Below are 18150 nucleotides of genomic sequence, written 5' to 3'. Positions count from 1 at the left end.
CGGCCATGGCTCAATTCCCGGCCTGATGGTTTTTGAGATTGGTGGGCGTTACCAGCTCGAAGGGCACGAAGACCCTCCTGTCTGCCGCAGCGTTTCCGGCAGGTTTCAGCGCCATCGAAACTCCAACGGCCTGCACCGGCGCGCCCGTCGTCCGCATGGTCGCGAAGGCTGCATTGGCGAAATGTCTTTTCATCTCGTTCCCCCTCCAAACCTTGAAAAGAACCGGCCGCACCATCGCGCTCGAAGTGCGCCGTCACGGCTTTCCGGAAAAAGCTGCCCCCGCGCCGCGAAGGAATATCCGCGGCGTCAAGCAACCCCGACGTAATCTCATGCTGTGAAGGTCGGCCTCCTGTCCGCTCCACAGGCAGGCAAGATTTCCTAGTCCGGTCACCACGTCAACGCGTCAGCAGCAGGCAAAACCATCAAGCATGATAGAAACGGGCGGACGCGATATGATGTAATCTATCAAACCATCAAAGGCTTTCAGGAACCCAGAGATGGGCAGGAAGGAAACGCTGTCCCGGCGTCTCCGCCATGCCATGTTCGATAGTGTGAACCATGGTTGCGATGAGATCGGCGCACAATTCGCGCAGCGGGGTCTGGAACACGCCGCTGATGCTGCCTTCCAGCAGTGCCTGGCGGGACAAGGGGGTCAGTTCGTTGACAAGGCAGACGATGGGTTCCTGCCGCTTTTCGTGTTGAAGTGCCTCTATCACGCCCTCCATGCCGCCGCCCACGCAATAGATGCCGACGAGATCCCTGTGCTTGGCGATAGAGTCCATCACGAGCTCATAGGTTACGCGTCGCGTTTCCAGCGTGATCAGGGCATCCATAACCTCAAATTCCGGCGCATATTCACGCATGTAGCTGCGAAAGCCGGTTTCGCGCAGCGAGTGACCATGAAACCGGTGACCGCCAAGCAGCAGAAGCACCTTGCCCTTGCTGCGCGCCAGTCGTGAGATCATCCACGCCGCTGTGCGCCCCACCTTCATGCTGTTGACACCGAGATAAGCCTCCCGCACGCCCTGGGCAAAATCGGAAAGCAGCGAGAATGTCGGAATGCCCTTGATCTTCAATGCCTCGACGGCGGCCGTGACATCGTGGTGGTCCGGCCCGGTAGCGGCCACCGCCTGTACCCGGCCCTTCATGCCCATAAGCAGCGCCGCAAGCTCCGCCGGCTCACCGGATTGCGCAAATTCGATGCGCAGATTGACGTGGCGATCCCGGATGTTGCGCGCCGCAAGCTCCAGCTCATCGGCAAAGGTCTGATAAAAGGCATGCCGCTCCTTGCGCAGAATGATGCCAAGGCCATAGGAAGGCATATCCGCCAGCATACGCTGACGAATGATGTTGGTGGCATGAAAGCCGATCTTCTCCGCGGCCTCGAACACACGCCGCGAGGTTTCCTCCCGCACCGGCAGGCGGCCGTTCAGCACCCGGTCGACCGTGGCGACGCTGACGCCGGCGGCCTTTGCAACATCGGTAATGGTCGGACGTTTCATGCGGGTGCCCCGTAGACGGAAAGATTCCTGTCATATCTCGCAAAACATGTCACGGATTATGATGGAATCCAACATGTGCAGAGGGATAAGAGCGTGGAGTACTTTATCAGGGAATAATCGACCGGGGCCTGCATCGCAGGGCCGGCTTGCTTGGCCCAGCACGCCTCCTCCCCTCATCTCTGTGCTTGTCACAGAGACTCAGCCAGCCCAAGTCCCTGGGCTGAGAGGAGTCTTTCCGCCGCGCAGACGCGCGTCGGCTGGATTCCTGTGACAAGCACAGGAATGAGGGGGCTGGGATGTGTCAGAGCGAAAAATCACCTGCCGAGTAACCTGAATGGCCACTGTCACACTAAGGAAGCTGCGGCAGCGGGAATTCGTACCGGTTTACGGCGGCATTAGCACCGTCATCACGATGCTGAAGCCGCTATCCCGTCAGATCCGCTCCAGCGCGACGGCGATACCCTGCCCGACGCCGATACACATGGTGGCGAGCGCCAGCCGCTTGCCCGTCAAGGAAAGTTCGAGCGCCGCCGTGCCGGCGATACGCGCACCGGACATGCCGAGCGGATGGCCGAGCGCGATGGCACCGCCATTCGCATTTACCCGCGCATCGTCATCGGCAATGCCGAGCTGGCGCAACGTTGCAAGGCCCTGACTGGCGAATGCCTCGTTCAGCTCGATCACATCGAGCTGTTCCTGCTTCAGCCCGAGCCGCGCCAGAAGTTTGGCGGAGGCCGGAGCCGGGCCGATGCCCATCACGCGCGGCGGCACGCCGGCAGCGGCGCCACCGAGGATACGGGCGATGGGAGTGAGGCCATATTTCTTCGCAGCCTCGGCTGACGCGATGATAAGCGCGGCCGCGCCATCATTGACGCCAGACGCATTGCCCGCCGTTACCGTAGCGCCCTCGCGCTTGTTCACCGGCTTCAGCTTAGCCAGTGCTTCGAGGCTTGTGGCCCGCGGATGTTCGTCCTTCGAGACGACAAGTGGATCGCCCTTGCGCTGGGGGATCGTTACCGAAACGATTTCCCTGTCGAGCCGGCCATTGGCCTGCGCATCCGCTGCCTTCTGCTGACTGCGTACGGCGAAGGCATCCTGATCCTCGCGCGAGACCTGATAATCGACCGCGACATTGTCACCGGTTTCCGGCATGGAATCGACGCCATATTGCGCCTTCATCAGCGGGTTGACGAAACGCCAGCCGATTGTGGTGTCGTAGATTTCGGCATTGCGCGAAAAAGCGCTCTCCGCCTTGGGCAGAACGAAGGGCGCGCGGCTCATGCTTTCGACACCGCCGGCAATCATCAACTCCGCCTCGCCCGATTTGACGGCGCGGGCGGCAGCAATGACGGCATCCATGCCGGAACCGCACAAACGATTGATGGTCGTTCCGGTTACCGACACCGGCAGGCCGGCGAGCAGCAACGACATGCGCGCCACGTTGCGGTTATCCTCACCCGCCTGATTGGCGCAGCCGAAGATCACATCCTCGACGGCTTCCCAGTCGATGGAAGGATTGCGTTCCATCAGCGCCTTCAGCGGCACCGCGCCGAGGTCATCCGCCCTCACGGAAGAAAACGCACCGCCGAAACGGCCAATGGGCGTGCGGATGTAATCGCAGATATAGGCTTCGGTCATCGGTGTTTCCTCAAAGTTCCGGTGCAACGAGATCAGCAACCGTGCCATCCACATGAAGCGGCGCGCCGGTCATGGCCTGTAGCTCTTCAAACGTCATCGCGGCCAGCTTTTCACGCAGCACGAACCGGCCATCGACCACGTCAATCACCGCATGGCTGGTATAGATGCGGGTGATGCAGCCGACGCCGGTCAGCGGGAAGGCGCATTTCTCCACCAGCTTCGGATCGCCATTCTTGGTCACATGTTCGGTGATGACGAAGACCTGCTTGGCGCCATGAACAAGATCCATGGCCCCACCGACGGCTGGCACACCCTTGGAGCCGACGCGCCAATTGGCGAGATCGCCATTCTGGGCCACCTGATAGGCCCCGAGAATCGCCACATCCAGATGTCCGCCACGCACCATGGCGAAGCTGTCGGCATGGTGGAAGAAGGCGGCGCCCGGTTTCAGCGTCACGGCCTTCTTGCCGGCATTGATGAGGTTCCAGTCCTCCTCGCCTTCCGGCGGCGCTTCGCCGAAATTCAGGATGCCATTTTCGGTGTGGAAGATCGCCTGACGGCCGGGTGGCTGATAGCGCGCCACCATTTCCGGAAAGCCGATGCCGAGATTGACGTAGGCGCCATCCTCGATGTCCTGCGCCGCGCGCCAAGCGATCTGGGCGTTGGAAAGCTTGATGTCTTCGCGGGTGTCGATGGTCGTGGTCATGCGTAGGCTACTCCCGCGCGAATGAGGACTTCTTCCTGTTGCGGATCGGAAATTTCCACGACGCCGTTCACGAAAATACCCGGCGTCACGACATGCTCCGGATCGATCTCGCCGGCGGCGACGATCTTCGAGACCTGCGCAATGGTGGTTTTCGCGGCCATGCACATCAGCGGGTTAAAATTGCGCCCGGCCTTGTTGTAGGTGAGGTTGCCATAGGTGTCGCCAAGCTCGGCCTTGACGATGGCAAAATCGGCCTTCAGCCAGCGCTCCTGCACGTAGGAGCGGCCGTCGAATTCCGCGATTACCTTGCCTTCTGCCAGTTCCGTGCCGAAACCTGTCGGGGTGTAGAAGGCCGGAATACCGGAACCGCCAGCGCGAATGCGCTCGGCAAGCGTGCCCTGCGGCACCAGCTCCAGTTCGATTTCGCCGGCCAGATAGCGATCGGTGAAGGCGCGCGGATCCGAAGAGCGCGGGAAGGAGCAGATCATCTTCTTGACCATGCCCGCATCGATCATCGCGGCGATGCCGATGCGGCCATTGCCGGCGTTGTTGTTGATGACGGTAAGGTCCTTCGGTCCCTTGTCGATCAGTGCGTGGATCAGCTCGATCGGCGCGCCGGAGCCGCCAAAACCGCCGATCATGATCGTCGCACCATCGCCGATGCCAGCAAGCGCCTCTTCCGCGCTCTTGATTGTCTTGTCCATTCTCAAAACCTCCATCCAGCCGAGCGGATGGACCGGCAGGGCTGCTTGGACATGAGGTAAAGCTGAAATTGCCTCGACGGCAAGGATTTTGTGCGTTATATGATTTTTGTTCGTATATCGCACAAATGGAGCGGAGCCATGGCCGTCAATGAAAGAGACATGATGGGCGGTCTCGCCAAGGGATTGCGCGTGATCGAAGCCTTCAGCGCCGAGCGGCCGCGGCTTTCCATCTCCGATGCCGCCGAGATCGCCGGACTGGACCGCGCCACCACACGCCGCTGCCTGCTCACGCTATCGGAGCTTGGTTATGCCGCCTATGACGGCAAGTTCTTTACCGTCACGCCGAAGGTGCTGCGGCTCGGAACCGGCTGCCTCGCCACCATGCCGCTTCCCAAAATCGTCCAGCCGCTCATCGATCGCCTTTCGGAGGAGATCGGCCAGAGCACCTCCGTCTCTATCCTGGACGAAACCGAAATCGTTTATGTGGCCCGCGCCGCCCAGCAGCGGGTCATGTCCATTGCGCTGATGCCGGGGTCGCGCCTGCCCGCCTATTGCACCTCCATGGGCCGTGTTCTTCTTTCCGCTCAGCCGCCCGAACGCCAGCGCGACATTCTCGAAGCCTCCCGGCTGGTCGCCCGCACGGAAAAAACCATTACTGATATTCAGGCCTTGCTCACCGAAATCGAGGTGACCGGCCATCGCGGTTATGCGTTGATCGATCAGGAAGTCGAAATCGGCCTTCGCTCCATCGCCGTGCCGCTGAAAAGCGTGCGTGGCCAAACGGTTGCCGCACTGAATGTCGGGCTCGCCGCCTCGGTCGCTTCGATGGATGATCTGGTGGAGCGATATTTGCCTGCACTTCTGTCCGTTCAGCGGGAACTGGCGAGAATGCTGGTCTGAAGCGGCATCTGCCGCGCGCCGGTATCGCCCATCTTGCGCTGCTCGGCGAGCCGCCAGGCGCGCGGCGTCATGCCGGTTTCCCGCCTGAAGAAGCGGTTGAAATAAGCGGGATCGGCAAATCCAAGACCCTCCGCGATCATCTGTACGCTGGAGACGGTGAAGACCAGTTCCTGCTGGGCGATCTCGATCTGGCGCTTGGCAATCAGCCGCTGCAGGCTGAGCCCGGAAACGGAACGGACAAGCCGGTTGAGGTGCGTTTCCGAAAGGCCGAGCTTCCTCGCATAAAAACCGGCTTTCTGCGGCTCGCGGATATGGCGGGCGATCAGCGACAGCAACCGTTCGAAACGCTGCTCCGCCAGGCCCTCACCGCTTGTTTCCAGAAGCGGCCGCGCCGCCCGTGAAAGAAGCGCGACGACGGTCGCAAGCTGGCCTTCTATCATCGCGTCGCGACCGATCTCACGGGCCTCATATTCCGCGGAAATCCGTTCGAACCCGCTGCGCACTCCTTCTCCATCGGCAAAATCCTGCAAGGGCAGAAGTACCGGTTGGGAGAAATTCCGCAGCAGAAGCGCCTGCACGGATGCCGGCAGCGCGCCCTGCAGCATAGTGACGATCACGCCGCCGATATCGCGGGAAAAACGGAAGCCGTGTTCGAAACCGGGTGGCACGATGATGGCGACCGGCGGGCGGATCGGCTCGATGCGGCCATCCAGCAAGGCATCACCCTCGCCGCCAAAAATGTACAAGATTTGCAAAAAAGCAGAATGGCGATGCAGGCCGATTTCAAAGCGATGCAGGCTGCTCCGCGAAAAAAGCGTTTCGCAATGGAAGCGAAAATCGCTGCCCTGCGCGGCTTCCTCGCCATAGAGCCCTTCATTGGCAGTCACACGCATCTCATCCCCCTCCTGCGCCCAATGGTCGGATTGTGCAATTTACGGACCGGAAAGTCCATTGAGCTTCCGGCAACGCTTGGTCAATTTCTTGACTGGAGACAAGTTCGGGAGGAAACAATGCGTACACAGGTCGTCATCATCGGCTCCGGTCCATCGGGGCTGTTGCTTGGCCAGCTTCTGGCGAAAGCCGGTGTCGAGACCGTCATTCTCGACCGGGTCAGCAAGGAATACATTCTCGGCCGCGTCCGCGCCGGCGTGCTGGAAGAAGGCACGGTACAGCTCATGGAAAAGGCCGGCGCGGATAAACGCCTGCGCCGGGAAGGTCTGCCGCATGACGGTTTTTCGCTGACCTTCGACGGTCGCGACCATCGTATCGATCTCTTCGATCTGACCGGCGGCAAGCGTGTGATGGTCTATGGTCAAACGGAAGTGACCCATGACCTGATGGATGTGCGCGAAGCGGCCGGCCTCTCGACCATCTACGATGCATCTGATGTCGAGCCGCATGATTTCGATGGCGAAAGCCCTTATGTAACCTATGAGAAAGATGGCGTAACCCACCGGATCGATTGCGATTTCATTGCCGGCTGCGATGGTTTCCACGGGGTGAGCCGAAAATCCGTGCCGCAAGGCGCGATCAAGGAATTCGAGAAGGTCTACCCCTTCGGCTGGCTCGGCATTCTGGCCGAAGTGCCGCCGGTCAACCACGAACTCATCTACGCCAATCATCCGCGCGGTTTTGCCCTCTGCTCCATGCGCTCGCACACGCGCAGCCGTTATTACATTCAATGTTCGCTCGAGGACCGGCCTGAAGACTGGAGCGATGAACGTTTCTGGGATGAAATCCGCCGTCGCCTGCCGGAAAACCATGCGGATGCGATGGTGACCGGCCCCTCCTTTGAAAAATCGATCGCGCCGCTCCGTTCATTTGTCAGTGAACCAATGCGGTTCGGTCGGCTGTTTTTAGCGGGAGATGCCGCCCATATCGTGCCGCCAACGGGTGCCAAGGGCCTGAACCTTGCCGCCAGCGATGTACATTATCTGAGCGAGGCGCTGATCGAGTTTTATCGCGACAGGTCTGAAGCTGGCATCGACGCCTATTCGCAGAAGGCGCTTTCCCGCGTGTGGAAGGCGGTGCGCTTCTCCTGGTGGATGACGACGATGATGCATCGTTTTCCCGATACGGGGGATTTCGGTCAGCGCATTCAGGAGGCGGAACTGGATTATCTCGTCCAATCCCGCGCCGCTTCCACCGCGCTTGCGGAAAATTACGTGGGGCTTCCCTATTAGGGCTGCCCCAGACACGCGGCTTTTATCCCTACCGTTTCCATACCCGTCACCCCGGACCTGATCCGGGGTCCAGCGCGATCAAGTCATTGATCGGAAAAAAGGACTCTTTTCACGGCGCAGACGCGCCGTGGCTGGATTCCGGCTCAAGGCCGGAATGACGGAGGAGAGGTTCTCAGACTTTTCCGACCCTCACCCTCATCTCAAGAACCAGCCTCCGCCCTCCCATCCAGCAACTCGCCCGCCGCCTCACGTATGGCCTGCATCAGCAGCGAAAGCGGCAGCGAGGGCTGCGTATCGGCCCGGACCGTCAGTCCCACCGGCCCGCTGGTATCGCCGGTCTCGACCGGCAGAATTTCGAGGATGCCGTCCGCCACATCCGCCGCCACCACGCCCTCCGAGATGATCCAGATCGCGTCGCTGGTGCGCAGAAAGGCGCGGCCGAAGGCGTCGGATACGGTTTCGATGCGAATCGGCAGGGCCGGAACACCGTTGGCGATCAAAAACTGTTCCACGACAGGACCGATGACGGACTGCCGTGTGGGCATCAGCACCGGATATTCATGCAGGTGATCGAACACCGAAACACCGGGCGACAGAAGCGGGTGGCCAGCCCGCACCACGAAGCGCACCCTTTCCGAATAGAGATGCTCGAAGGAAAACCCGGCCATCTTCTGCGGCGCCGCGAGACGGCCGACGACGAGATCGAGATCGCCGACCCGCAGCTGCTCCAGCAGAACGGCGTTTTCGCCCGTCACGATCTTCACCGGGCTGCCGGTCTTTTCCGCCAGAAAACCAGCCATCGCCTTCGGCATGATGCGGACCGAAACCGTGGGCAGAGCACCCACCCGCACCGGGGGACCGGCGCGCGCCGCCTCCTGCGAAACCGAATCGACCGCCTGTCGCAACGCCGTCATCGTCGCGCCGGCGTGGCGCAGGAAAACCTCGCCGTAGCGGCTGATGCGAATGCCGCGACCCTCGCGGTCAAATAGCGAGACACCCAGAATCTCTTCCAGTTCGCGGATCGTTTTTGTCACCGCCGGCTGGCTGACATGCAGGATTTCGGCGGCACGGATGACGCTTTTCTGCCGCGCAACCTCCACGAAGGTCTGCAGGTGGCGGAACTTGATACGCTGGTCGACCATCGCTCGTATAATCCAGTGGTTATGATTTTCATCGATAATGTCATTTTACTTAACCGGAACCCGCTTGCAATATCCCCGGCAGGAGGAGCCATCATGCATTTTCTGCGCTGCGGCGAGACCGTGATCCATTATCGCGTCAAGGGATTGGACAGCGGCAAGCCGGTCATCGCCTTCATCAATTCGCTCGGTACGGATTTCCGCATCTGGGATGCGGTGACCGAGGTGCTTGGCGATGACTATGCCTACGTGCTGCACGACAAGCGTGGCCACGGGCTTTCCGATATCGGTTGCCCACCCTATTCGATCGACGACCATGCCGGTGACCTGATCGCGCTGCTCGATCATCTCGGCGTGAAAAGTGCCGTCATCTGGGGACTGTCCGTCGGCGGCCTGATTGCCCAGGGGCTTTATGCCCGCCGGCCCGATCTCGTCCGCGCACTCGTGCTCAGCAATACCGCTCACAAGATCGGCACGGCCGACATGTGGAACGCCCGCATCGACAAAATCTCTGCCGATGGCCTCGGCTCGCTAGTCGATCCCGTCATGGAGCGCTGGTTCACGCCCGCCTTCCGCACGCCTGACAATGCCGCCTATGCCGGCGCACGCAACATGCTGGCGCAGCAGCCGGAAGCCGGTTACAGCGGCACTTGCGCCGCCATCCGCGATGCGGATTTTACCGCTGCCGCCGGGCGCATTGCCGTGCCGACGCTTTGTGTCGTGGGCGATCAGGACGGCTCGACACCGCCGGAACTGGTAAAATCGCTGGCAGACCTCATTCCCGCAAGCCGCTTTGTAACAATCGCCGGCTGCGGCCACATTCCCTGCCTTGAACAGCCACTCGCCTACGCGCAGGCCGCGTGCATTTTTCTCAAGACCTTGCCGGAGCATTGACCGATGGCGGACCAGAACAACAAGAACGAACGTTTCGAACAGGGCATGAAGACCCGTCGCTCCGTGCTGGGAGATGCCCATGTGGACCGCGCCCAGACCGTGACGACGGGCTTCGACCAGCCTTTTCAGCAGCTCATTACCGAAGGCGCCTGGGGCACCGTCTGGTCCGGCAATCAATGGACGAAACGCGAGCGCTCGATGGTCACCATCGCCCTTCTTGCGGCGCTGGGCCAGGACGAAGAACTTGCCATGCATGTGCGCGCCACCGTCAATACCGGCGCAACCGAGGCGGATATTCGCGAGGCGCTGATGCACGTGGCGATCTATGCCGGCGTGCCTGCCGCCAATCATGCTTTCAAGATTGCCAAGCTTGCCCTGGCCAGCATGAAAGCCGATAGTTCCCTTGATAAAACTGGCGATGGGGAGGAGACGAAATGAGCAACCAGCCACCAGAAACCGGGCCTTTCTTCGCGCGCAACCGCGATATTCACCCGCTGGCCTATGCGCCCGGCTACAAGACCTCGATCCTGCGCTCGCCGCAACGCGCCCTGATTTCGCTTGAAGGAACCAAGAGCGAGATCACCGGTCCCGTTTTTGGCCATGGCATGCTGAATCCGCTGGATAACGATCTCATCCTGAACTATGCCCGCCCCGGTGAAATGCCTGTTGGACCGCGTATTCTCGTTCATGGCCGGGTGCTGGACGAGCGCGGTCGCGGCGTCGGCGGCGCGCTGGTGGAATTCTGGCAGGCCAATGCCGGCGGTCGCTACCGCCACAAGAAGGAAAGCTACCTCGCCGCCATCGATCCGAATTTCGGCGGCGTCGGCCGCACGATCACCGACGAGAACGGCTATTACTGGTTCAAGACCATCCAGCCGGGCGCCTATCCCTGGCCGAACGGCGTCAATGACTGGCGGCCGGCCCATATCCATTTCTCCATCTTCGGTCACGGTTTCGCGCAGCGCCTCATCACCCAGATGTATTTCGAGGGCGATCCGCTGATCTGGAAATGTCCGATCGTCAAAACCATTCCGGACGAGGATGCGATACGGAGACTGATCGCGCCGCTGGACATGAATGCGACGCTGCCGATGGACATGCTGGCCTATAAGTTCGATATCGTGCTGCGCGGTCGCCGCTCCACCCTTTTCGAAAACCGCATGGAGGGCAACTGACCATGGTTCAGCCGCTCAACTATTTCAAGGAAACCGCCTCACAGACGGCAGGGCCCTATGTGCATATCGGCTGCACACCGAATTTCGTCGGCATCGAAGGCGTGTTCGAGAAGGATCTCGGTTCCGGCCCGCTTTATAACGACAAGGCCCGCGGCGAGCGCATCAGCGTGCGCGGCACGGTCTATGACGGCGCCGGCATGCCGCTCAAGGATGCGCTGATCGAGATATGGCAGGCCGATACCGACGGCTATTACAACAGCCCGAGCGAAACGCGCGGCAAGGCCGATCCGAATTTCATCGGCTGGGGCCGCTCGCCCGGTGACATGGATACGGGCGAATTCGTCTTCGAAACCATCAAGCCCGGCTCGGTGCCGTTCCGCGACGGTCGGCCGATGGCGCCGCACATCACCTTCTGGATCGTCGCGCGCGGCATCAATATCGGCCTGCAGACCCGTATGTATTTCCCGGAAGAACAGGAGGCCAATGCCGCCGATCCCGTTCTCGCCCGCATCGAGCAGAAAAGCCGCATCGCCACGCTTGTCGCCAAAAAGGAAGAAGGCAACGTCTATCGTTTCGATATCCGTCTGCAGGGCGAAGGCGAAACCGTGTTTTTCGATATCTGACGCATATCGCGCAAAAGTGTGCAGCGGTTTTGCGACAACGATATGCGCAAAAGAAAGCGAGACGGACGATGAGCCTTTCCCCCTTCGAGCACCCTTTCCTCTCAGGCCTTTTCGGCGACAGCGAAATCGTCGAGCTGTTTTCGGCAAGGGCGGATATCGACGCCATGATCCGTTTCGAAGCGGCGCTGGCGGAGGCGGAGGCGGAGGCTGGCATCCTTGCGGATGAGGTGGCACAAGCGATTGTCTCAGGCCTGTCGGACTTTGCCGCCGACATCACCGCCCTTCGCCACGGCGTCGCAAAGGACGGCGTTGTGGTTCCCGAACTCATCCGGCAGATGCGGGCGGCGGTCGCCGGCAAGGCAGCGGACAAGGTGCATTTCGGCGCGACCAGCCAGGATGTCATCGATACCAGCCTGATGCTGCGGCTGAAAATGGCGGCGGAAATCATCGCCATGCGGCTCGGGCGTCTCGTCGATACGCTGGGAGATCTCGCCTCCCGCGACGGCCATAATCCGTTGACGGGCTATACCCGCATGCAGGCCGCGATCGGCATCACGGTCGCCGATCGGGCGGCAAGCTGGATTTCACCGCTGGAGCGCCATTTGCTGCGGCTCCAGAGCTTCGCGCAGACCGGTTTCGCCCTGCAATTCGGCGGCGCGGCCGGCACGCTCGAAAAGCTCGGTGACAATGCCGCAGCCGTGCGCATCGATCTGGCAAGGCGCCTCGGCCTTGCGGATCGGCCACAATGGCAAAGCCAGCGCGACGGCATCGCCGAATTTTCCGGTCTGCTTTCGCTGATCACGGGCACGCTCGGCAAGTTCGGGCAGGACATCGCGCTCATGGCCGAACTTGGCACGGAAATCCGCCTCTCCGGAGGCGGCGGTTCCTCGGCCATGCCGCACAAACAAAACCCGGTCAATGCCGAAACGCTGGTGACGCTCGCGCGCTTCAATGCCGTGCACATATCGGCGTTGCACCAGTCGCTTGTGCACGAACAGGAAAGGTCCGGCGCGGGCTGGATGCTGGAATGGCTGTCGCTCCCACAAATGGTGACGGCAACGGGAGCCTCGCTGCTGATCGCCGAGCGGTTGGCGGGACAGATAGACAGGTTGGGCGCAGGCGAAAACGAGCCTCAGGGCGATCGCCATCTTCCATAGACCAGGGCTTCCAGGAACTGCCAGACGGGCGACCGGTGGCGACATGGTGACGTGCGGAAAGCGCTTGCGCTCCTTTGCATTAGCCATTGATAAAAAAGACTTTATCGGGAATTTCAAAAAACAAAAAAACAGCGGCAACGCCGCTTTTTAACCGGATATGGCGCTTGACACAAAAATGAACTAACTGGTACAAACATTAAGATTAACGAGACGCCGCCGACGAGGGTTCGAAGCCCGCAGCGGCAAAAATCGACAAATGGAGGGCTTTGGCGCCGCACGGTTCCAGAGCGATGCGGACAAGGCGCAAAGCCTGTCCGGACCCGAAGGGGTTGGGAGGAAGAATGTCTTACAGTCTCGATTTCTCAGCGGTCATAGACCGGCTGCCCGAGCTGCTTTTAGCCTGTCTGGCGACGATCGGCCTTGCCATTGCCGGCATGTCGCTTGCCACCGTCATCGGGGTTCTCGGGGTTGTCGCCCGACGCTCGCGTTTCAGGCTGCTGCGCGGCATCGTCATCGGCTTTGTGGAAGCCATCCGCAATACGCCGTTTCTGGTGCAGATATTCTTCATCTTCTTCGCCCTGCCGCAGATCGGCATCAAGCTCAATCCCACCGTCACCGCCATCATTGCGCTGGCCCTGAACGGTGGCGCCTACGCCATTGAAATCATTCGAGGCGGGGTCGATTCCATCCCCAAGGGCCAGGTGGAAGCGGGCCTCGCGCTCGGCCTGCACCGGGCGCAGATCTTCCGCCATATTATCCTGAAGCCGGCGTTGCGCGCGGTCTATCCGTCACTCACCAGCCAGTTCATCATGCTGACGCTGACGACGTCTGTCTGCACTTCGATCGCCGCTTACGAGCTGACTTCGGTCGCGCAGAAGATCGAGGCGGATACGTTCCGATCCTTCGAGGTCTATTTCTCGATCACGCTGCTTTATCTCGTCATTTCCTCGCTGATGATGGCCGTCTTCTCGCTCATCTCCCGCCTTTCCTTCAGCTATCCGGTCAAGTGAGGAGAAAAGACAATGGCATCCATCGGTCCCAACGAACTCTTCTTCCTGCTGCAGGGTCTGAAATGGACCCTTGCGCTGACCATCATCGGCTTTATCGGCGGCGGCATTTTCGGCCTTTGCGTGGCGCTCGCCCGCGTTGCGGACAGCCCGGCAATCCAGCGGGCAAGCACGGCCTACATCGCCATCTTCCAGGGCACGCCGCTCCTGATGCAGCTTTTCGTCGTTTATTACGGCGTGGCGCTCGCCGGCCTCAATGTCGATGCCTGGATCGCCGTTGCCATCGCCTTCACGCTGCATGCCAGCGCCTTTCTGGGTGAAATCTGGCGCGGCGGCATCCAGGCTGTGCCGAAGGGGCAGACGGAAGCGGCCAATGCGCTCGGCCTGCATTACGTCTCACGCATGAAGGATGTGATCCTGCCGCAGGCCCTCAAGATTTCACTGCCAGCCACCATCGGTTTCCTCGTGCAGCTCATCAAGGGCACCTCGCTTGCGGCGATCGTGGGTTTCGTCGAGCTCTCCCGCGCCGGACAGATCGTCTCCAACCAGACGTTCCGCCCGCTCACCGTCTTCGCCCTCGTCGGCATCATCTATTTCCTGATCTGCTGGCCGCTCTCCCTGTGGGGCGCCGGCGTCGAAAAGCGGCTGCAGGCCGCGTCCCGTTAAACGTCAAAACCATCTCATCAGCTTTGTAAGGAGGAGCAAAAGATGAAAACCACCAGCATGAAATTCTCGCGTCGCGCCCTGCTCGCGCTCGCCGCGGCAACGGTTGCGCTGCCTTTCGTGACACCGGGCGATGCTTTCGCCGGGACCGTTGAAGAGGCAAAGGCCAAGGGCAAGGTCGTCATCGGCATTCAGGGTGATAATTCGCCCTGGGGCTTCGTGAATTCCAGCGGCGTGCAGGATGGTCTCGATGCCGATATCGGCAAGGCCTTCGCGGACTATCTCGGCGTCAAGGCCGAGTTCGTGCCGCTCGCCGTCGCAAACCGCATCCCGGCGCTGCTGACCGGCAAGGTCGACGTGCTCTTCGCCACCATGGCCATGACCGCCGAGCGCGCCAAGAGCATCCAGTATTCGAAGCCCTATGTCGGCAACGTGTTTTCCGTCTATGCCCCCAAGGACAAGAAGATCGCCGGTTACGATGATCTGACCGGCATCAATGTCGGCGTGCCGAAGTCGAGCGCCATGGACACGGCGATTACTGCCGGTGCCGGCTCCAAAGCCAATATCCTGCGCTTCGATGACGACGCCGCCAATATTCAGGCGCTGATATCGGGCCAGGTCGAAGCCGTGGGCGGCAACATGTTCTACGGCGACCGGCTGAACAAGGCCGCCGAGGGCAAGTACGAATCAAAGTTCGAACTGACGACCATGTATAACGGCGCCGGCACCCGCCCAGGCGAGAAGGACTGGAACGAAACCGTCAACGCCTTCCTCGACAAGATCAAGTCGGACGGTCAGCTCGCCAAGATTTACGACAAATGGATGAAGCGCGAAGTGCCGGCCTTCCCGGACAGCCTTCCCGACATCCCCTTCACCGTGAAGTAATCTGGAGGTTTCCATGCCGCAATCCGCCGCCGCACAGGTTCCGCTTATCGCCCTTGAAGGGGTCGGAAAGTGGTATGGAGCCTACCACGCGCTTAAAAATGTCAACATGACGGTTCGCAAGGGCGAGAAGATCGTTCTTTGCGGCCCGTCCGGTTCGGGCAAATCCACCCTCATTCGCTGCATCAACCATCTGGAGGAGATTCAGGAGGGCAAGATTACAGTGGAGGGAACCATGCTTTCGGATTCCAGCCGCGCCATCGATGCGGTTCGGCGCGAAGTGGGAATGGTGTTCCAGAGCTTCAATCTCTTCCCGCACAAGACCATCATGGAAAACTGCACGCTGGCGCCCATGCGGGTGAAAGGCCTGTCGAAGGCCGATGCGGAGGCGACGGCACGCAAATATCTGGAGCGCGTGCGCATTCTCAACCAGGCCGACAAGTACCCCGCCCAGCTTTCCGGCGGCCAGCAGCAGCGCGCGGCGATTGCGCGGGCGCTGTGTATGGAACCGAAGGCGATGCTGTTCGACGAACCGACCTCGGCCCTCGATCCGGAAATGGTGAAGGAAGTGCTCGACACCATGATCGGTCTTGCCCGCGACGGCATGACGATGATCTGCGTGACGCATGAAATGGGTTTCGCCCGGCAGGTGGCCGACCGCGTGGTCTTCATGTCGGAAGGCGAGATCATCGAGGAAGGCCCCCCGGAGGAATTCTTCCGCGATCCCAAGCACCAGCGTACCCGCACGTTCCTTGGCGAAATTCTCGCCCATCATTGAGGTTCGCGCTCCGCGGGGAACTCTTGGCGACCTCCCCCGCAGAGACAGCGTCATCCCCGGGACAGGCCCGGGGATCAATGGAGCCAGCGGATGACAGATCCCCGGGATCAGGCCCGAGGATGACGACGGCGAGGTTTCATCACCTCGCCAGCAACCCGAAGGCAGGCGATGCCCGCCGCCGAACAGATGAACGACCCGAGATCATGACAGACAAAACCGCATTCAAGGTCGGCCTGATAGGCGCCGATATCCAGCTATCCAAGTCACCCGCGCTGCATATGCGCGAGGGAGCAGCCCATGGTCTCGACTATTCTTATGAGCTGGTGGATGTCTCCGCCCGCAAATTGCCCCTGAGCGCCCTTCCCGATCTGCTCGATGAGCTGGAGGCGCGCCGTTTTGCCGGCACCAATATCACCCATCCGTTCAAACAGGCCGTCATCGCGCATCTGCACGAACTTTCTGACGACGCCCGCATGCTTGGAGCGGTCAATACCGTCGTCTTCCGCGACGGCCGCCGCATTGGCCATAACACCGACTGGTACGGCTTTTACGAAAGCTTCGTGCGCGGCCTGCCGGATGCAAAGCGTGATCGGGCGCTGCTGGTCGGCGCAGGCGGCGCCGGTGTGGCTGTCGCCCATGCCGCCCTGAAGCTCGATATTATGAGACTCGATATTTTCGATCGCGATTTGCCCCGGGCCGAGCGCCTGGCGAGCGAACTCAACGACCGGTTCGGAGAAGGGCGCGCCTTTGCCGTTGGCGACCCGGCCGCTTCCCTGCCCTTTGCCGATGGCCTGATCCACGCCACGCCAATGGGCATGCCCGCCCATCCCGGCATGCCGGTTTCGGCCGCCCTGATCGAACAACGACACTGGGTGGCCGATATCGTCTACATGCCGCTCGTGACCGAGTTGCTGGCGACGGCGGCGAAAAAGGGCTGTCGCACCCTGCCCGGCGGCGGCATGACGGTGTTTCAGGCCGTTGGCGCATTCCGCCTCTTCTGCGGCCGCGAGCCGGACGCTGCGCGTATGACCGCACATTTCACCGAGCTGTGCATGGCGGAGGGGGTGGCATGAGTCTTTTCACCATCCTCAACGGCCCGAACCTCAACCTGCTCGGCCAGCGCCAGCCGGAAATCTACGGCTATGAAACGCTCGCTGACATCGAGTCCCGTTGCCGCGGGATCGCAGAAACCGCCGGCCACGAACTGTTTTTTGCCCAGAGCAACCGGGAATATGAGCTGATCGACTGGGTTCACGAAGCCCGCGGCAAATCCGCAGGCATCGCCATCAACCCCGGCGCCTTTACCCATACGTCGGTGGCCATCCTCGATGCGCTCAATGCCTTTGAGGGGCCGGTGATCGAGGTTCACATTTCCAACATCCACAAGCGCGAGGTCTTCCGGCACCACTCCTATGTCTCGACCCGCGCCGAAGGCGTGATCGCCGGCCTCGGCATCGAAGGTTATGAAGTGGCGCTGCGCCACCTCATTGGCCGTCTTTCGCGCTCGTCGTGATATGGGCGGGCGTCAGCACATAACGCAGCACCATGTCGCTGACATGCCGCGACAATGTCTCCTGTCCCGCATCGGTGAACAGGCTGTCGCCGAAGATGAACGAGAACGTCGTGACATTCGAGACGTTGAAAAAGGACAGCGCGCTGATCTGCCAGTGCAATTCCAGCGCATCGATGCCCTCGCGGAAGACGCCGCTCTGCTGGCCTCGCAGCAGCACGCTTTCCAGCGCATCGATGGCCGGACGGTTGAGCTGGCGGATCGTTTCGGAGGACTGCATGTGCCGGCCGTGATGGATGTTCTCGATCATCACCATGCGAATGAAAGCGGGATTGCGCCGGTGGTGATCGAAGGTGAACCGACAGAGCTTGTCGAGCGCCGCAGCCGGTTCCAAATCATCGAGCTCCAGATCGCTCTCGCCGCCGCGCACCTTGGCATAAGCCTCCTCCAGAACGCGCTGGTAAAGGCTCTCCTTGTCGGTGAAATAATAATAGATCATGCGCTTGGACGTGCGCGTGCGCGCCGCTATTTCATCGATGCGGGCGCCGGAGAGGCCGTTTTGCGAAAACTCTTCCATGGCCACCGAAAGAATGTCGCGGCGAACCCCTTCCGGATCACGCTTCGCCTGCCGGCTTTCTCGGGTCGCGTTCAAAGTCGCAGTTTTGGTCATCATCCATTCCATCGGTGGG

Annotated in this window: 21 protein-coding genes; 13 read left to right on the top strand and 8 right to left on the bottom strand. The window is 60.9% G+C overall.

Features of this window, described 5'->3' with window-relative positions; all coding sequences use genetic code 11:
- Positions 1–10 precede the first annotated feature (10 nt).
- The 5 genes from BLU28_RS21835 to BLU28_RS21810 form a co-directional block, all read right to left on the bottom strand.
- On the bottom strand, positions 11–193 hold the full coding sequence (locus tag BLU28_RS21835) for a hypothetical protein (RefSeq protein WP_131258881.1): 183 nt from the start codon (positions 191–193) through the stop codon (positions 11–13).
- A 280-nt stretch (positions 194–473) separates the two neighbouring features.
- The gene (locus BLU28_RS21830; RefSeq protein WP_077986941.1) at positions 474–1502 is read right to left on the bottom strand and encodes a LacI family DNA-binding transcriptional regulator; all 1029 of its coding nucleotides are present in this window, start codon (positions 1500–1502) and stop codon (positions 474–476) included.
- A gap of 432 nt (positions 1503–1934) precedes the next feature.
- A complete protein-coding gene (gene pcaF, locus BLU28_RS21820; protein WP_077986939.1) occupies positions 1935–3140 on the bottom strand; it encodes a 3-oxoadipyl-CoA thiolase in 1206 nt (401 codons plus the stop codon).
- A 10-nt stretch (positions 3141–3150) separates the two neighbouring features.
- Entirely contained in the window at positions 3151–3846 is a 696-nt protein-coding gene (locus BLU28_RS21815) for a CoA transferase subunit B (protein WP_077986938.1), read from the bottom strand.
- Positions 3843–4550, bottom strand: coding sequence for a 3-oxoacid CoA-transferase subunit A (locus BLU28_RS21810; RefSeq protein ID WP_004445108.1), 708 nt, complete (start codon positions 4548–4550; stop codon positions 3843–3845). Before BLU28_RS21810 ends, BLU28_RS21815 begins: the two co-directional genes overlap by 4 nt.
- A 138-nt stretch (positions 4551–4688) precedes the next feature.
- Here BLU28_RS21810 and BLU28_RS21805 point away from each other — a divergent pair, with 138 nt between their 5' ends.
- Entirely contained in the window at positions 4689–5450 is a 762-nt protein-coding gene (locus BLU28_RS21805; protein WP_077986937.1) for an IclR family transcriptional regulator, read from the top strand.
- On the opposite strand, the gene BLU28_RS21800 is transcribed toward BLU28_RS21805, so the two are convergent.
- Entirely contained in the window at positions 5420–6343 is a 924-nt protein-coding gene (locus tag BLU28_RS21800; RefSeq protein WP_022562713.1) for a helix-turn-helix domain-containing protein, read from the bottom strand. The two genes, BLU28_RS21805 and BLU28_RS21800, sit on opposite strands and share 31 nt — an antisense overlap.
- 117 nt (positions 6344–6460) lie before the next feature.
- Here BLU28_RS21800 and pobA point away from each other — a divergent pair, with 117 nt between their 5' ends.
- Positions 6461–7633 (top strand): 4-hydroxybenzoate 3-monooxygenase, encoded by a 1173-nt coding sequence (gene pobA / locus BLU28_RS21795; protein ID WP_077986936.1) that lies wholly within the window; start codon positions 6461–6463, stop codon positions 7631–7633.
- Between the two features lie 200 nt (positions 7634–7833).
- Here pobA and pcaQ read toward each other — a convergent pair whose 3' ends face one another.
- Positions 7834–8775, bottom strand: a complete 942-nt coding sequence (pcaQ, locus tag BLU28_RS21790) for a pca operon transcription factor PcaQ (protein ID WP_072493010.1) — start codon at positions 8773–8775, stop codon at positions 7834–7836.
- A gap of 93 nt (positions 8776–8868) precedes the next feature.
- Here pcaQ and pcaD point away from each other — a divergent pair, with 93 nt between their 5' ends.
- The 11 genes from pcaD (at position 8869) to aroQ (ending at position 17464) form a co-directional block, all read left to right on the top strand.
- Positions 8869–9666 carry a 3-oxoadipate enol-lactonase gene (gene pcaD, locus BLU28_RS21785; protein WP_077986935.1) on the top strand — a complete coding sequence of 266 codons (798 nt, stop codon included), beginning with the start codon at positions 8869–8871 and terminating at the stop codon, positions 9664–9666.
- A gap of 3 nt (positions 9667–9669) precedes the next feature.
- On the top strand, positions 9670–10104 hold the full coding sequence (gene pcaC, locus BLU28_RS21780; protein ID WP_004445114.1) for a 4-carboxymuconolactone decarboxylase: 435 nt from the start codon (positions 9670–9672) through the stop codon (positions 10102–10104).
- Complete coding sequence (pcaH, locus tag BLU28_RS21775) at positions 10101–10841, top strand: protocatechuate 3,4-dioxygenase subunit beta (RefSeq protein ID WP_004445116.1); 741 nt, start codon at positions 10101–10103, stop codon at positions 10839–10841. The genes pcaC and pcaH overlap by 4 nt, the downstream gene beginning before the upstream one ends.
- A 2-nt stretch (positions 10842–10843) precedes the next feature.
- Positions 10844–11464, top strand: a complete 621-nt coding sequence (gene pcaG / locus BLU28_RS21770; RefSeq protein WP_004445117.1) for a protocatechuate 3,4-dioxygenase subunit alpha — start codon at positions 10844–10846, stop codon at positions 11462–11464.
- 68 nt (positions 11465–11532) lie between these two features.
- A complete protein-coding gene (locus BLU28_RS21765) occupies positions 11533–12621 on the top strand; it encodes a 3-carboxy-cis,cis-muconate cycloisomerase (protein WP_045531628.1) in 1089 nt (362 codons plus the stop codon).
- A gap of 341 nt (positions 12622–12962) precedes the next feature.
- Positions 12963–13631: an amino acid ABC transporter permease gene (locus BLU28_RS21760; RefSeq protein WP_004445120.1), complete on the top strand. Its 669-nt coding sequence runs from the start codon at positions 12963–12965 to the stop codon at positions 13629–13631.
- A 12-nt stretch (positions 13632–13643) separates the two neighbouring features.
- Positions 13644–14294: an amino acid ABC transporter permease gene (locus BLU28_RS21755; protein ID WP_004445121.1), complete on the top strand. Its 651-nt coding sequence runs from the start codon at positions 13644–13646 to the stop codon at positions 14292–14294.
- 42 nt (positions 14295–14336) lie between these two features.
- Positions 14337–15176, top strand: a complete 840-nt coding sequence (locus BLU28_RS21750) for a transporter substrate-binding domain-containing protein (RefSeq protein ID WP_004445123.1) — start codon at positions 14337–14339, stop codon at positions 15174–15176.
- 13 nt (positions 15177–15189) lie between these two features.
- Positions 15190–15951 carry an amino acid ABC transporter ATP-binding protein gene (locus BLU28_RS21745; RefSeq protein ID WP_004445125.1) on the top strand — a complete coding sequence of 254 codons (762 nt, stop codon included), beginning with the start codon at positions 15190–15192 and terminating at the stop codon, positions 15949–15951.
- A gap of 203 nt (positions 15952–16154) precedes the next feature.
- Positions 16155–17024 (top strand): shikimate dehydrogenase, encoded by an 870-nt coding sequence (locus tag BLU28_RS21740; protein WP_077986969.1) that lies wholly within the window; start codon positions 16155–16157, stop codon positions 17022–17024.
- The gene (gene aroQ, locus BLU28_RS21735) at positions 17021–17464 is read left to right on the top strand and encodes a type II 3-dehydroquinate dehydratase (protein ID WP_077986934.1); all 444 of its coding nucleotides are present in this window, start codon (positions 17021–17023) and stop codon (positions 17462–17464) included. The genes BLU28_RS21740 and aroQ overlap by 4 nt, the downstream gene beginning before the upstream one ends.
- Here the strand turns inward: aroQ and BLU28_RS21730 are convergent.
- Positions 17436–18131, bottom strand: coding sequence for a TetR/AcrR family transcriptional regulator (locus tag BLU28_RS21730; protein ID WP_042936849.1), 696 nt, complete (start codon positions 18129–18131; stop codon positions 17436–17438). The two genes, aroQ and BLU28_RS21730, sit on opposite strands and share 29 nt — an antisense overlap.
- Positions 18132–18150: the final 19 nt, after the last annotated feature.

This window comes from Agrobacterium pusense, from assembly GCF_900102105.1.
Lineage (GTDB): Bacteria > Pseudomonadota > Alphaproteobacteria > Rhizobiales > Rhizobiaceae > Agrobacterium > Agrobacterium pusense.
The sequence above is the reverse complement of the archived record's forward strand: the minus strand, read 5'-3'. Positions and strand labels throughout refer to the sequence as shown.